The 15,314-nt window shown below is 55.3% G+C and carries 9 protein-coding genes; all 9 read right to left on the reverse strand.

Going from position 1 to position 15,314, the window contains the following annotated elements; genetic code table 11:
* Nucleotides 1-216: 216 nt before the first annotated feature.
* Nucleotides 217-1,071 carry a DsbA family protein gene (locus tag M3G15_RS03415; RefSeq protein WP_260070073.1) on the reverse strand — a complete coding sequence of 285 codons (855 nt, stop codon included), beginning with the start codon at nucleotides 1,069-1,071 and terminating at the stop codon, nucleotides 217-219.
* 166 nt (nucleotides 1,072-1,237) lie between these two features.
* Nucleotides 1,238-3,430, reverse strand: a complete 2,193-nt coding sequence (locus M3G15_RS03420; protein WP_260070074.1) for an alpha-galactosidase — start codon at nucleotides 3,428-3,430, stop codon at nucleotides 1,238-1,240.
* A 36-nt stretch (nucleotides 3,431-3,466) separates the two neighbouring features.
* Nucleotides 3,467-4,285, reverse strand: a complete 819-nt coding sequence (locus tag M3G15_RS03425) for a carbohydrate ABC transporter permease (RefSeq protein ID WP_260070075.1) — start codon at nucleotides 4,283-4,285, stop codon at nucleotides 3,467-3,469.
* The gene (locus M3G15_RS03430; RefSeq protein WP_260070076.1) at nucleotides 4,285-5,163 is read right to left on the reverse strand and encodes a carbohydrate ABC transporter permease; all 879 of its coding nucleotides are present in this window, start codon (nucleotides 5,161-5,163) and stop codon (nucleotides 4,285-4,287) included. The genes M3G15_RS03425 and M3G15_RS03430 overlap by 1 nt, the downstream gene beginning before the upstream one ends.
* Nucleotides 5,164-5,229: 66 nt before the next feature.
* Nucleotides 5,230-6,564, reverse strand: coding sequence for an ABC transporter substrate-binding protein (locus M3G15_RS03435; protein ID WP_009223850.1), 1,335 nt, complete (start codon nucleotides 6,562-6,564; stop codon nucleotides 5,230-5,232).
* A gap of 147 nt (nucleotides 6,565-6,711) precedes the next feature.
* Nucleotides 6,712-8,352, reverse strand: coding sequence for a response regulator (locus tag M3G15_RS03440; protein ID WP_260070077.1), 1,641 nt, complete (start codon nucleotides 8,350-8,352; stop codon nucleotides 6,712-6,714).
* A complete protein-coding gene (locus M3G15_RS03445; RefSeq protein ID WP_260070078.1) occupies nucleotides 8,349-10,157 on the reverse strand; it encodes a sensor histidine kinase in 1,809 nt (602 codons plus the stop codon). Before M3G15_RS03445 ends, M3G15_RS03440 begins: the two co-directional genes overlap by 4 nt.
* A gap of 45 nt (nucleotides 10,158-10,202) precedes the next feature.
* On the reverse strand, nucleotides 10,203-11,144 hold the full coding sequence (locus M3G15_RS03450; RefSeq protein WP_260070079.1) for an aldose epimerase family protein: 942 nt from the start codon (nucleotides 11,142-11,144) through the stop codon (nucleotides 10,203-10,205).
* 703 nt (nucleotides 11,145-11,847) lie between these two features.
* Nucleotides 11,848-15,216 (reverse strand): DUF5107 domain-containing protein, encoded by a 3,369-nt coding sequence (locus tag M3G15_RS03455; protein WP_260070080.1) that lies wholly within the window; start codon nucleotides 15,214-15,216, stop codon nucleotides 11,848-11,850.
* Between the last annotated feature and the right edge of the window lie 98 nt (nucleotides 15,217-15,314).

Here is a 15,314-nt window from a genome sequence, read left to right on the forward strand (position 1 = left end):
ACTAATTAAGTTGTAATTTAAATCAGTCGTGTAATGAGAGAACACAACTCAGATTCGAAATAAAAACGCCTTCTGTTCCCGATAGTGGAATAGAAGGCGTTTTCAAGAAATACACCGGTATATTACTAGTTGGCTAGATTAATCGCTGGATTAGATCACAAGTACATCGTATCAAGTTGAGGCTATCATTCATGTCCTCACCTTTAAAATTCTATCCTATTGCCCGCCAACCTCCGCCAGTTGCGCTTCGATCGCCGCCGCCAACTCCTCGTACGAAGAGCTCGGCAACAGTTCCCCATTCACCATGAATTGGGGCGTCCCGTTGACTCCGTAATAGCCCGCGGTTTTGAAATCTTCTTTGACCGGCAGCATATAGGCATGGCTTTTCAAATCGCTAGCGAATCGGTCGTAATCGATGCCGTCGATATTTTTCTTCACGAGGTCGAGCAAAAATTCGGGCGTTGCCCAAATTTGCGTCTCATCGCCTTGGTGTGCGTATAACTTGCTTTTGAACTCCCAGAACTTCTCATTGCTCTGCGCCGCGATCGCTTCGCCCGCACTTGCCGCCATGATCGAATCCCGGTCAATAAACGCATAATTAATGAAAAATAACTCGATTTTACCGGTATCGATGAAGTCCTGCTGCAGCTGGTCCATATAAGTTTCTTCCCACTTCTTGCAGGCCGGGCATTTGAAATCAGCGAACTCGATGACTTTGACCTTGGCGTTCGGATCGCCCAAATGCGGCTGTTTCTCATACTTCAAGCCCTCGGCCGTGTAGTCGCCTTTGATTTCCGTGTAGTTCGGGAGATCCTTCAAACCGGAACCATCCGAATCTTTGAGGAAAACGATAGCCAACGTGATCACTAGGGCCCCGATCAAAATCAACGATATCACAAAAATCAGACCGGATTTCGCGGTCCCCCGGTCTGTTCCTTTTCCGCCCGCAGATTTGCCTGCCGTCCCCTTACCGGCGATCTTCTTGCCTTGGGTTGTCCTGTTGTACGCCGTCTTGTTGTTCGGAGCCGGTTTCCCGCCGCCGCTCCGATTGCTTCCCTTGTTATGGGCCATCCGCTATCCTACCTCCATATGGATTCGTTTCGTCCCCATTCTAGCGTATGGCCCACGGCAAGGGACGTAATTTAGGTCACAGAGTGCTGCTTCTTCAACTCCTCGATTTGTTGTTCGAGTCTTTGGAGGCGTTTATGCACTCTATAGAAATACGGTTATCATTCTGTTATAACCGCCGCAAGTATACAAACCAGCTGGCGTAATCGCCGGCCAAGGTCAGCGGCAGACCTAGACGCATCAAGGTGGAGCCGTGCCAAACAGCATTCGCGGCCGAGGCGGCGGCAGTGCCGGCAGATCGGTTGTCGCGTTGATCGGCGGTGTTGTCCGCCTCCGCGGGTAGTGCCTCCCCCGGCACTGCAACCCGATACCGTGCATCCGGCTCTAACCCCCGCAGGCGCAGCCGCAGCTCCGCGTCGCCAAAATATTGTGCCTGGCGAAAGGCAAACACGGCGATTTCATCCCGGTCTCGGGCCACATACTGCCATGCGGCGACATCACCTTCCGCAAAAGAGGCCAGCCGATACAAATCGCCCTCAGCCACCAGATGACGCACCTTTTTATACAGCGCCACATAACGGCTGGCTTCGGCTATTTCCGCCTCGGACCAGCGGGCGATGTTCGCGCCGATGCCCAGCCCGCCCAGCATGGCGCTGTGGAAGCGGAACGACAGCGGCAGCCGCCGGCCGTTCATACCGTGCGGGGACTCCGTGACCCAGCACATCATGACGGAGGGGCTGTAGGCGTAGGAGAAGCCCTCCTGGATCGTCAGCCGGTCCCGGGCATCCGTATTGTCGCTGATCCAAGCCTGGTCCGCAAACCGCAGCATGCCGAGATCGATCCGCGAACCGCCTCCGGCGCAGGTCTCGAACTCCACCCGCGGGAAACGGCGCAGGAGCTCGGCCCAAATCTCGTACAAGTGGTTGACGTGCTTGATCCATACCGACTCCTCGGCGTGCTCGTGCAGCGGGATTGCGCCCGGCTCCGTGATCGTGCGGTTCATATCCCATTTGACGAAGGCGATGTCGTAGGTACTGAGCAGATCCGTCATAAACTCAAGCACAAACGCCTTGACCTCCGGCTTGCCCAAGTTCAGCATCAATTGATTGCGCAGCAACGTTCCTTCACGCGTTGGGAATTGATAGACCCAATCGGGATGGTTCCGGTACAACTCGCTGTCCGGATTGACCGATTCGGGTTCAACCCACAGTCCGAAATCCATGCCAAGCCGTTTCACCTCGTCGATCAACTCCTGCAGTCCGTTCGGGAATTTCTGAGGGTTCACCTGCCAGTCGCCGAGACCGGCCCGGTCGCTGTGGCGCGCGCCAAACCAACCATCGTCGACGACAAACCGCTCCGCGCCGATCCGGGCCGCCTGTTTAGCCAACTCGATTTGCTCCCGGACGTTCACCGCGAATTCCGTCGCTTCCCAGGAGTTGTACAACACTTTTCGTTCCCGTGATCCGGGCAGCACGTAGTCCCGTTGATAGTTGTGCAAATTCCGGCTCATCTCTCCGAAGCCGCCGGAGACAAAGCCCCCCGTAAACACGGGGGAGGTGTAGCTCTCCCCGGGGCCCAAGGTAAACGCCCCATCGAAGTCATTGACCCCGCCGACAACGCGGACATGGCCAAAGGTGGTGGATTCCAGGACGATTTTCCAGTTGCCGCTCCAACTTAACGCGCCGAACCAAACGTTCCCGGATATCTCGTCCGCCTTGCCGCCATCCAGCGCAAACCAAGGATTGGCATGCGCACCGGTGAAGCCCTGCCGCGATTCCAGCACCTTTTTGCCTTCGGTGAGCGGGGCCCGCCGGAGTTGGTATTCACCGGCCCAGCGGCCGGTCACATGCGTCAGCCGGACGGACGGCTCGGCTGGGACAGACCAGGCCGCCGCCATGACTTGATCGATGCGAATCGGCCTCCCCTCCTCGTTCACTACCTTGACCGAGCGTTCAATTAAATCATATTCCTCAATGACCCGGTAATGCAGCTCCACCCGCAAGTGATAATACTCGTCGCTCAGGCGGACCATCAATTGGTCGCCCCGCTCGCTACTTCCAATCTCGTATCCTTCATAACGCAGCCGCAAATCGCGGACGCCGTTTTGGAACCTCACCTTCAGGCAGGGCTCTGCATATAAAGTACCGCCCCAACCTCCATACTCCTCTCGTTCCCGATTCACCTCGGCATCGAAGGAACTGTGGTGACGGAGGTGAAGCAAATCGGCGCATTCCGCAGCCTCCACGGGCTCCCCCCAATAAAGGTGCTGCACCGTCCCGTTTTCGTTAATGCCAAATACATAAGACGAGCTTTTCATGCGGATATCAAATATTTTCCCCGCTTCCAAAACCTGAATCGCCAAACGAATAACCTCCTCTTCCCGCTTTGTCCCGTAACCTCAGCCTTTGACCGCGCCAGCCGCGATCCCTTTAATGATAAACTTCTGCATCAGCAGGAAGAACGCGATGACCGGAATCATGCCCATGACGGCATAAGCAAACGCCAGGTTCAAGTCACTGCTGTATTGTCCGAAGAAGAAATACTGCTGCAACGGGATCGTACGGTACTGGTTATCCTGCAAATACAATAGCGGAAGCAGGAAGTCGTTCCAGATGTACAAGGCGTTTAAGACGACAACCGTCGCCGTCACCGGTTTGAGCAACGGGATAATAATTCGGGCAAAAATGCCCGGCGTACTGCAGCCGTCGATTTTGGCCGCCTCCTCGATCTCGCGGGAAATTTGGCGGATGAACGCAGCGTAGAACAGCACGCCCGTCTGAATTCCGAACCCGCCGTAGATGAGAATGATCCCCCAATGCGTGTTCAGCATCTCAAGGGTTTTGCCGAGTTTGTACAACGGCAGCATGGTGACCTGGAACGGAATCATCATGCCGGACAGAAACACCATGAACATGATGTTGTAAAACGGCTTATTCCTTCTCGCAATGGAATAGCCGGCTAACGCAGATACCAGCACGATCAGTACGACGGAAACCCCCGTGACGATCAGGCTGTTCATAATCGCTAAAGGAAATTTCGATGTCTCCCAGGCATGGACGTAATTGGCGAAATCGAGACTGGAAGGCAAGGCGTAGAAGTTATCGAACGTTTGCTTCGCCGTTTTAAACGACATCAACAGAGCCACATACAGAGGGAAAAGAAAGACGAGCGCCAGCACCAAAAACAGGAGGAATGTGATAACTTTGTTCGCTTTCATTACAGCTCGACCTCCCGTCTTCTGGAAATGGACATCTGCACGACCGTCACGAGGACGAGTATCAGGAAAAACATCATCGACAGCGCCATTCCATATCCCCCCTTAAATGAGGCGAACGACGTCCGGTAGATGTAAGTGGACATCACTTCCGTCGCAAAACCGGGACCTCCGTTTGTCGTGACGTAAACGAGGTCAAACACTTTCAGCGAGCCGGTGAGCACCAGCAGCAGGTTGATCGTCACGGAAGGCGCCAGCAAGGGCAGTGTGATGTGCCGGAACGTTTTCCAGGTTCCCGCTCCATCGATGCGGGCGCTTTCGAACAGTTCCCCCGGAATGCCCTGCAGGCCGGCGATGTAAATAATCATGGGAGAGCCGACGCCCTGCCACAAAGCGATCAGGATCAAACCAAACAGGGCGTAATCCGGATTGCCCAGCGGACTGGACACCTCCAGACCCAGATGACTGAGCAGGTTCGGAATTCCCGTGCTGTAGTTATAGCTCCAAACGAAGCCCGCCAGCACGATCGAGATGACGCTTGGCAGGAAAAAGACCGTCCGAAACAGGTTGCGCAATGGCAGGAAGGTATCCAGCACCAACGCTAACAGCAGGGATAGGATGTTTACTAGAATCGTTAGGATGATCGCATATTTAAACGTGTTCCACAGCGCATCCCAAAAGCTTGGATCGCCAAACGCTTGCACGTAATTCTCAAAGCCTACGGAAGCAAAGGAATCGGATACCCCGTCCCAATTCGTGAACGAATACCGGGCACCCATCACCAGCGGAATCACGACCGCCAGCACGAACAGCGCGATCCCCGGCAGCATAAACAAGACGTACCACATTTCATTTTTTGCCATGCGTTTTAAAGTTCCCATCGGTTCACCCTCTCCTAAACCAACGAAAGGCACAGGCCCCCGCCCATGCCTTCCGTGAAGTTCGCTCTATTTGTGGTTTTTGCTAACCCAATCGTCCATATCGGCTAAGATTTGATCCATCGTCGTTTTGTTAAAGAACAATTTCTGCAGATTTTGGTCGAACTGGGAGCGCCAGTCGATCGTCGTTTTTGCCAAATAGAGCTGGGAGTCGTAGGTTTGACCGTTATCGAAGTACGGTTGCAGGTCTTTTAATGCCGGCGCGATATCCGTCGACGTACCCTTCACGTAGCTAAGCGATTTGATGTTCTCCACCCAGGCGTCCCCGCCTTCCTTGCTGCTCATGAACTCCAGGAATTTTAAAGCGGCTTCCTTATGTTTCGTCTTACTGCCGATCGCCAGCGAAGCATCCGCGTTGAAATCCAGCTTGTTGGCATTCTCATCATTGCTGAACGGGTACGGGAAGTAGCCGAGGTCGTTGTTGTACAGCTCCGGATTCTTCTTCTCGATGTCCGGCAGCGGCCATGTGCCCATATACATCATGCCGACATCCCCTTTGGCAAAAAGATCCACGGCCCCGTTGTAGTCGACGCCAAGCTGGTCCTTGTTGCCCAGCTCATACAGCTTGAGCGCGTGCTCCATCGTCGTTTTTACAGCCGGATTATCGGCGAATTTCGCTTCGCCGGTTTCGATCTTCTCGAAGAAGTCCGGTTGGCCGATCAGCGCCGAATTGCTTGGCATGTCGCGGGTATCCCACATTGTTAGCGTCCAAGCATCCTTCCACCCCAAAGCGAACGGCGTTTTGCCCGCAGCTTTGATTTTCTCCGCAGCGGCGATCATCGCATCCCAAGTTCTGGGTACCTCAAGACCGAGGTCGCGAAAAATCTTTTTATTGTAGAACACGGCGATCGGGTTGGCGTTCAGCGGCATGATGTAATTTTTCCCGTCCGTCGCTTGGCCTTTCACCACATTCTCGTCGAAGTTGCTTAGGAACGGTTGACCGGTCAAATCCATCAAGTAACCGCCGTCGGCAAACAACTGGGTGTTGAATCCGGCGTTCAGGGTGAACACGTCGATGATGTCCCCGCCTGCCAGCTTCGTTTTCAGCAAAGTATAGTAGTCATCGTATTTTACCGGTTGCACTTCGACTTTGATATTCGGGTTTTGACTTTCAAACTGTTCCACGATTTGGTTAATCTGATCAGTGAAATCGCTCTTGAAGTGCATAAATTTGATCGTCACCGGCTCACCGGAATCTGTCGAGTTGCCGGAACCTTGAGCGGCGTTCGTAGTTCCGCTGCCGTTCTCCGCAGTTGATGAAGCCGAGTTATTCCCGCCGCCGCAAGCCGCGAGCAAAAAACTTAACATCAATATGCTTAGACTGATCGACATCCACTTTTTCAATTTTCTTCCCCCTCGTGTATAACATTAAAGTCGGAGCGAAAGGCCGCGCTGCCAGCATCCGCATTTTTGCCCCGATGCCCTTCGTCCTGCTTTTATCGTATCGGTCCACTGCTTGCGCCGGAATAAAATATATTGTGCGTCTGATGTTCAATTTTTTGGGTTTCCGGCTTTACCCGATTGTTGGGCTTCACGGTATTCGGAGGGGGTTTGCCCGGTGCTTTTTTTGAACACCTGACTAAAATAACGCTGGTTTTCGTATCCAATCAATTCGGAGATTTCACTGATTTTTCGTTCGGAGGAACGAAGCAGCTCACAGGCCTTCTCGATCCGTTTGCGCGTCACGTACTCAATGAAGTTCTCAGAAGTTACCGATTTGAACAGCTTGCTGAGATAGCTGGGATCCAAGTGGAACCGGGTTGCCACATCAATCAAGCTGATGTCCTCAAAGTAATGAGCGTCCAGGTAGTCGACGATGTGCCAGATCAGCTGTGAGGAGTCCGTTTCGCGACGGTCCGCCCCATACTCCTCGGCCGCATCCGCCCATCCGGCTAAAAGCCGGCGAAGCTCGGCGGGATCGGTAACTTCAGTAATGGCGGCGGCATCATATAAGGGCGGATGCGCCGCAGCGATGCCTCTCATCTCCGACACCGCCGCCTCCCGGATGATGGCAAGTTCTCGATGAACCTGGCTGATCGTGATGTCGACGGATCGGTCCACCCTCGCCTGGTATTCGTCCAGCAGCCTGCGAAGATCCTTGGCATTGCCGGAAGCAAAGGCCTGACGGATCTCCTGCGCGACAAACGACGGCAAGGCCTCGGTTTTTCGCGGCTGTTCCGGATTATCAGCCAGAGACACGGTCAACCCCGACCCATGCAACGTTAGACGTAAAAGCGTACGCTCGGCGGTACGATACGCTTCGGGCAGCTCCGCGAACCCTTCGCATAAGCCGCTGACCCCGGCCAGCACCTCCAGCCTAAGCGTGCGCTGAACGGCTTCGTGAAGGGCTTCCAGCCATTCGAACCTTACGGAGTCGCCTCCTGCCTCAGCTGCTGCGAAGGCTTGCCCTTCGATGGAGCTTGCCGGTACAATCAGGCAATACCCCATGCCATCCTCCGAGATAAACGCGGGGATTTGATCGTCGCCAAGAATTTCGCGCAAAATATTATCGATGCTGAACATGAGCAGCTCGGCATTCCCATGGAAGTTAGTTCGGGCCACCTCGGAAAATTGGCGAAACCGGATCAGGACCAGCCGATAGCGGATGCCAGCGTCCATCTGCAGCTCTCTTGCCTGCTGCAGGATATCTGCCCGATTGGTGATACGCTGCACCGTTACATTTATCAGGAAAGCCCCGCGCTTCATCCGTCGCATTTCCCGCGTTTCCCTCTGTTGCTGCTGCAGGCTCATGTATCGTCGGATCGCCTCGATGGCCTGTACCATCGATTCGCGCAGCTCCGGGACAGATACCGGCTTAAGCAAATACTCACACGCCTGATAGCGGATCGCCGCCTTCAAATACTCGAATTGCGAATACCCGCTGATGACGATGACCCGAATATCACCAAACCGGTCGTGCAGCGCCTCCAAAAAACGCTGACCGTCCATGACCGGCATATTCATATCCGTGACCACAATGTGCGGCTTGCTGATTTCGATCAGCTCCAGCGCCTCTTCCCCGTTTTGGGCCTCAGCAATCACTTCGACGTCCAGCGACAGCTCACTGATCATTTTACGTATGGATTTACGCCCCAGCGTCTCGTCATCTACGACCATGACTTTATACATCATTTGTCTCCCCCTGTTCTTAGAGGTTGTTCAACATCTGCAGGATAAGGAATCGTTAAGCTTACCGTCGTCCCCTTCCCCAGGCTGCTGTCAATTTCAAGACCGTAAGGGGGTCCGTAAAAGAGGCGGATCCGCTCATGGACATTCCGAAGACCGATGGATACCCCTGAGAACACCTTGGAAGCGGGGCGAGCTAAGACTGCCCGCAGGGCCTTCAGCTTGTCCGGTTCCATGCCGGGACCGTCGTCGGAAATGGAAATCCGGATATGGCCGTCTTCCCGTTGCGCGGATACCTCGATCTGAACCGCACTCCGTCTATCTTTGCCCAAAGCATGCACCATGATATTTTCGAGAATCGGCTGCAGCACGAAACGGATGATGGGGGCGTCCATCAACTCGGATTGCACGTCAAATCGGGTTTTTAGGGATTCCTCGAACCGGAACTGCTGAATGTACAAGTAATTGTTTAGATGGGCCAGCTCGGCCCCAATCGTCGATTCCATGTTCCCCTCATAAAAGCTGTAGCGGAAGATATCCCCCAAGGCCCGGCACATCTCATGGATTTCATAATCCCCGGCCAGCACCGCCTTGCCGCCGATCGTCTGCAGCGTGTTGTAGAGAAAATGCGGGTTGATTTGCATCTGCAAGGCCAAGAACTGCGCTTCCTTGTTGCGCAGCTGCAGCTTGTACTCCTTCTCGATCAATTCCTGAATCGTCCGGGTCATGAAGTTAAAGCTTGCGGTAAGCTCGGACAGGTCATCATGCCAGCGATTAGTAGGCAGGACAACGTCGAAATTCCCCTTGCGTACGGCCTTCATCGCCTTTCCGAGATATTGAATCGGCCTTGTGATGAACTGCTGAGCCAACAGGGAAAATGCCGCAATCACCAGCATTACCAGGGCAAGTGCGGCGATTGTAATGCTCAGCGTGGTTTTCCGGTTATGGGCAAGTTCGGTGCTGGGATATACGATACTCAGCCCAATGTTCCCATGGTCCAAGGGGGATGTACTGATTAATAGTTCCCGGCCCTCCGTGAACTGGAGTACCTGTTCGTTGCTGTCGCTGAGCTCGTCAGGAAGCCGATACGGCTGGATCTCGGCGTCGTAATTCGGGTTCGTTCGATAGAAGGCTTCTCCCTTGCCGTTTTGCAGCACGATCACGTTCGGGGCCCGGTTGTAGGTTTCGACTTTCTTGGCCAGGTCTTTGCCCAGCACATAGAACAACAACGTCCCGAATTTCTCGCGATAAAACGGGTCATAAATTGGCAACGCATAGACAAAAAGATCCTGCTTGATCGCGGGATCCTGATACGTAAACATGAGGGAATGTTGAAACGGCAGCTTTACAATGTCACCATAATGGGGCGTAGTCTGGTTCAGGGCGATCGCGTTGTAACTGTCGGCACGGGACCAGCTGTCCCGCAGCGTATTATCGCTGCCGTACACCATGATTTTGATGATGTCCGCATTGTTGCTCACCGCCAGCCGGTAATAGCTGGCCAGCGATTCCCGGACGTCGATGATGTCGGCGACGTTGTAATTGGTGCCGTATTCCATGAGGTCGATGACCCGCTTAAAACCGTAGACCTGAAGGGCGGATGTAGAGAAGCTGCGAAAATACTCGTTCAGGTAATCGGATAAGTACTCCGCATTCTGGTCTGAGCTGCGCACCATCGCTTGCTCCAAGGAGCGTGTGCTGTTCTGGTAAAAGAGATAGGACAGGACCAGCAAGGGGACAAGTGATATCAACACGGTGCTCCAGACGATTTTGGCGCGGATACTTTGGTTCATGAACAGACGTTTGATCATATAGGCTCCCCCTGCGGTCCTGAATATAGTCTAAAAATATCTTAATTACTTCATGCTAATGTCCAAATGCCAACGATACACGCCGCGAGCCGGAACAACGGCGGCTTCTCCTTCGCGGACAGCATGGGCGAGTTCGTCCATGCGGCCTGTGGCCGGTTCCAGGGCAACGTGATAGTTGCCGCCGAAGCCGCCGTAGTTGGCCCAAACGGCTAAATACGGCACTCGGTCGGCTGGGAAGTGGAACATCAGCGCCTCGCCGGTCGCCGGGTCGCTGATGCCGGCGTACCCGGTGCTGAGCCGGCCGGAGAAATAATATTTCTCCGCGAATCGGCCAGCGTTGGGTTCCACGGTGCTCAGGTCAACCGGCCCTCCGGCTGCGCTGCACGCCAGCGGCCAAGACTGCTTGTCGCCAAATGCACCTAGCCTTCCTTCCGCGGAATAGGAGACCTCGATGTTCGTTAAATCGGCCGGAACATGCAGCTTCATGCCTTCCCGTACCTGCAGCAAGGGATGGGCCGCCCACAGAAAGGAAAACGGGGCACCCGACAGGTTCGTCACGGCGTAATCGATACGAAGTGTGTCTACGGCCGGGAACGTATACGTTTTCTCCAGGACATAGGGAAATTGCACGCCGCCGATGCGACAGGTCAGGGCCGAGCTTGTGGCCTGATGCTCCCAAGCCCGGGACCACACCTCTCCGTGATCGGGGATCGCCCGGCCTTGCCAAGGCGCCTGCGGATAAGCACCGGCGTTGATGGCCGGGAACATTTCGTCCCAGCCGCTCTCGTCGCCGGAGGCAAAGAACGTGCCATAGCCTTCGTTCCCCAATGGTTTATCGCTCCGCCACAGCCATTCTCGCCCCGTCTTGCGATTCTGCAGCGAAACAGCCTTGCTGCCCAGCTCCAGAACAACGGTCACCGCTATCCTGTCGGTCTCCCCTATCCAAGCTTCCCAGCCTTCCACCGCCGTCTTTCGCCATTGGTTCATTCGCCTACTCCTCCTCCAACCGGATCGCTGCAAGGTAAAAACGTTGATTTGTTACTGGTGACTTGCTTCGCTTGAGAATTGTGATTCGGGATTTGTTACTTGCGATTAGTTTGACTGCTGACTGGTAATTGGTTACTTGTTACTTGTGATTTGTTACTTGTTAGTTGTGATTTGTTACTTGTGGCTTGTTATTTGTTACTTGCGATGTGCGTTGCGTGATTTGTTATTCGTGATTCGTAATTCGCGTCCACTTTCCACAGCTAGTTTGCCCTCTTGCAACTGGTTGCCCTCTTACCACGCGGGGGCAGGATCGTCTAACGCTTGTGACCGACACTATTCGCGCAAAAAAAAGGGGGGGTTGGATCTAACGCTTACCAGACACCTTATTTGCTCATTTTAGAGTAAAAAGGGGGCTCAATCGCCCCCATAAGCACGCTGATCAGCGTTAGAAAATAAAAACCGCCATTTTAAGTCAAATAAGCGTTGTGGCAAGCGTTAGCGCAGAGCCACTGAAGAGCGACTGAAGTGCCTCTGCAAATCCTACTTAATGCCCACATCAACGTCTACCTCTACGTCCACTTCAATATCTCCTTCTACATCACATTTACATTTACTTTTACTTCTACTCCTACGTTTACTGCAACATCTACTACTTCTATATCTACTACTTCTATATCTACTATATCTACTACATCTACTACTTCTACGTCTGCTTACCTCGGCACATCCGCCGATGGATCATCGCCCCCTGATGGCTTGGCTCTAGGGCCAGCACCTCATCGAACTGCTCGGCGGCTTCTTCCGGCCGGCCAAGGCCCAGTTTCCCCAGTCCCCGCATGAAGCGGCAGTGGATGACGTTGCGCCGGTTCAAGTCGTCCTCGAACACGAGAAAGTCCGGGAGGGATACGGCAAAATAGTCGAATTCCACCTCATCAAACAAATGCTTCTCGGCATAGTCCACCAGCTTATTGAACCGGCGTTTCGCTTCCTTCTCCACGCCTAACTTCCGCCAAGCCAGCCCTTGATAAAAAATCATCTCCGGCGGCTGATCATTATAGTACATCGCGCCGGCCGGCTCCTCCAGCCCTTGCGAGGCGGCCTGCCAATACGGTGTTGCTTCCTCAAGCCGGCCCAGCCCCTCGTACGCGCAGCCCAGGTAATACAGGATGTCGTTCTCCTGCGCTCCGGTGAGCTTGCCTTCCCCGAGATTCTCCGGGTAAACGAGCGCACGCTCCAGCAGCTCGATCGCCTGCTCGGCGTTCCCGGCCGCCAGCGCTTGCTTCCCAAGCTCGACGAGGGCGAACCGGTACTGCCCGGTCACTTTGCCTTCGCCGCCTTCCCAAGGGTGGAACTTCCGGGCCTCCAGCGCCCGCAAAGCTTCGTCGTGGCGGTTCAGCGTATTTAGTAGCGTGACGTACTCTAAATACAAATCGTCGCGCTTCTCCACGAGCGCAAGATGGCGTTCCAGCGCCGCAAACCGCTCCGCCGCCGGACGGCCCAGCTTCTTATAGAGCTGATCCAGCTCGTAAAACACGCGGGCATCTTCCGGGTTCAGTGCGAACGCTGTCTCCAGCGCTTCCCGCGCCGCGTCGGTATCCTGGCGCTTATTGTAATAAGCCAGCGCCAAATTGCGGTGCACGGTCGGGAACCCGGGGTCCACCTTCCGGGACGCCTCCCAGTGAGCGATCGCTTCGTCCGGGCGTTTTTTGTCATACATCCAGTTGCCGAGGTAATAATGCGCCTTCGCATCGCCCGGGTTCGCCTCGATCGCGCTTTGCAGCACGAGCAGATCCGTCAGGCTGTTCGGGAAGCAGTAGTCCGCCGGCGCGGCGGCGCCTGCCTGCCGATGACGCGCGGCCAGTTCGCTGCGGCCGGCCCGCTCATGCGCATAGGCCAAGGTGTAGTGCAGCATCGGGTAAGCCGGCGTGTCTGCGTCCGGCACAATCCGCTGCAGCACCTGCACGGCTTCGTCATACAGGCCGAAGCCGAGGTAATCCGCGGCCAGCTGCAGGGCGTTGTGCGCGTCACCGCGCATCAACCGCTGGAGCTCGGCCAAGACCGCGTCCGCCTCAGCCGCATCGCCCAAGGCGCGCAGCGCGGCCCAGCGCTCGTTGGCGGCGCCGAAGTCGGCCGGGTCAAGCGCCAGCGTTTCGCCCGTGTAGGCGAGCGCTTCCGCCGGCCGACCGAGCTTCCGCAGCAGCGCCGCCTTCAAATGCCGCGCCTTATAGTTGCGGCTGTTTCGGATCAGCGAGCGCGTGGCCAGCTCGAGCGCTTCCGCATATTCGCCGCGGCCGCAGGCAATCGCGGCCAGTGAATAGTAGCCGCTGTCCTGCCAGGCGGCGGACCAGACGGCTTTGTAGAAGGCGGCGAACGCCTCTTCGTCCCGCCCTTGCAGCTGCAGCGCCAACCCAAGCTGGTACAGCGCTTCGCTGTCGTACGGGTTCGGGTTGCGCCAGGTCAGCGACTTCACCGCTGTGCGGAAATGCGCCTCCGCCTCGGCAAACCGGCCCCGTCGCAGCAGCAACGTGCCATAAGCGACGTTGATGCGGATATCGCTGGCGTCCCGCTTCAGGCCTTCCAAATAATACGCCTCTGGCTCAAACGTAGCATGGCGATACTGCTCCAGATGCAGACCGGCCAGATACAGCTGCTCGTTTGTCTTCAGCTCCTGCGGCTTCGGCAGCGGCTTGGCGGCTTCCGGCACCTGTTCAATCGACGGCTTGGCCGGGCGATACGAAATCAGCAGCCGCCCTTCACTGTCGCGCACCGTCACAAGCAAGTCATGAGGCTGGTCGCCTTCATCCAACGGGACAACGGTTTTGTAGGTCGAAACCGGCGACAGCCGCACGGTGTCGGATACGTAGGTCCGGCGTGCGCCTTTGAGCTCCACAACCGCCCCTGCATAATCGGAGGTCGCATACGCCAGCACCGTTGCCGTCCGCGCCGTCTCGTCGACTTCGAGGTTAACGGCCGCTTCGATGGAAGCATTTTTTACAACACCGATGTCCTTGTAAGGCATAAAATACTGCTTAAACGACTTCTCCTCATACGGCTGGAGCCAGGTGAAGTCCGGCTGGTTGTCGGTATACACCCCGGTCATCAGCTCGATGTACGGGCCATCCTCGTCCGTCAGGTTGCGGTCCCAAGCCTGACCAAATTCGCCGTTCCCCCAAGTCCATTGCTTCTTCCCCGGGGAAATGTGGTGATTGGCGACATGCAGCAGGCCGGCTTGCACGCCGTGATCGTACCCGCCGACGAAGTTGAAGTCGGATTTGTAAGCCATGTAGGACGTGGGGACCGGGATGTTTTTGTAACGAGAAATATCTACGCCCTCCGAATAATCCATCTTGTAGTACGTGCCGGTGGCAATCGGAAACCGTGAGACGTCGCGCTTGCCATGATCGAATACGGCGGTAACGTCCGGCGGAAACACGGACTGCGTATGATCATTTACCGCCACGGCCGGGTTAGCCCACCACAGGAACGTTTGCGGCTCCGGCGTCCGGTTGTACAGCTGCGCGGATATCTCCAGATACGCCTTGCCTGGGTACAGTGTAAACCCGGCGGTCATCTTCGTGCCATACATGCGGTCAATTTCGCTGACCCAAACGGTGGCGCTGCCGTCCTCTCCCTGCTCCAGCCGGTACTCAACCGGGCCAAAAGTGTTCGGCCGGTGATGCTGCGGCCAGTTGAACTCGATGCCGCCGGAAATCCACGGCCCGGCCAGGCCAACTAGCGCTGGTTTGATCACGCGGTTGCAATAAACGAAATCGTAGTTGTTCGTCTTGTCGAGCGCACGGTAGATCCGTCCGCCGAGTTCCGGCATGATTTCGATCCGCACGTACTCATTTTCCAAAATCGCCAGCCGATAGCTGACCTCCCGCTTCTCATCGTAAATCTTATCGATGACCGGATAGGGATATACCCGTCCGGAGCTGCCTTGATATACGCGTTTTTCCAAAAACATCGGGTTCTTGTCCGGCTCTCCAACCCCATACGTCGGGATCAGCTTATCTTCTTCCCAGACTCGAACCGCAGCCTTTGGAGACGCCTCCCGCTGTTGAACGTTCATCTCAAATCCTCCCCTTCATTGGTTGAATCGGTTGTAACCCCAATGTACCCCGGAGCTGAAGGAATTCCAATTGACGAAATACGGGGAATGATGGACTA

Origin of the sequence: Paenibacillus sp. p3-SID1389 (genome assembly GCF_025151705.1) — a bacterium.
In the GTDB taxonomy this organism is placed as follows: domain Bacteria; phylum Bacillota; class Bacilli; order Paenibacillales; family Paenibacillaceae; genus Fontibacillus; species Fontibacillus phoenicis.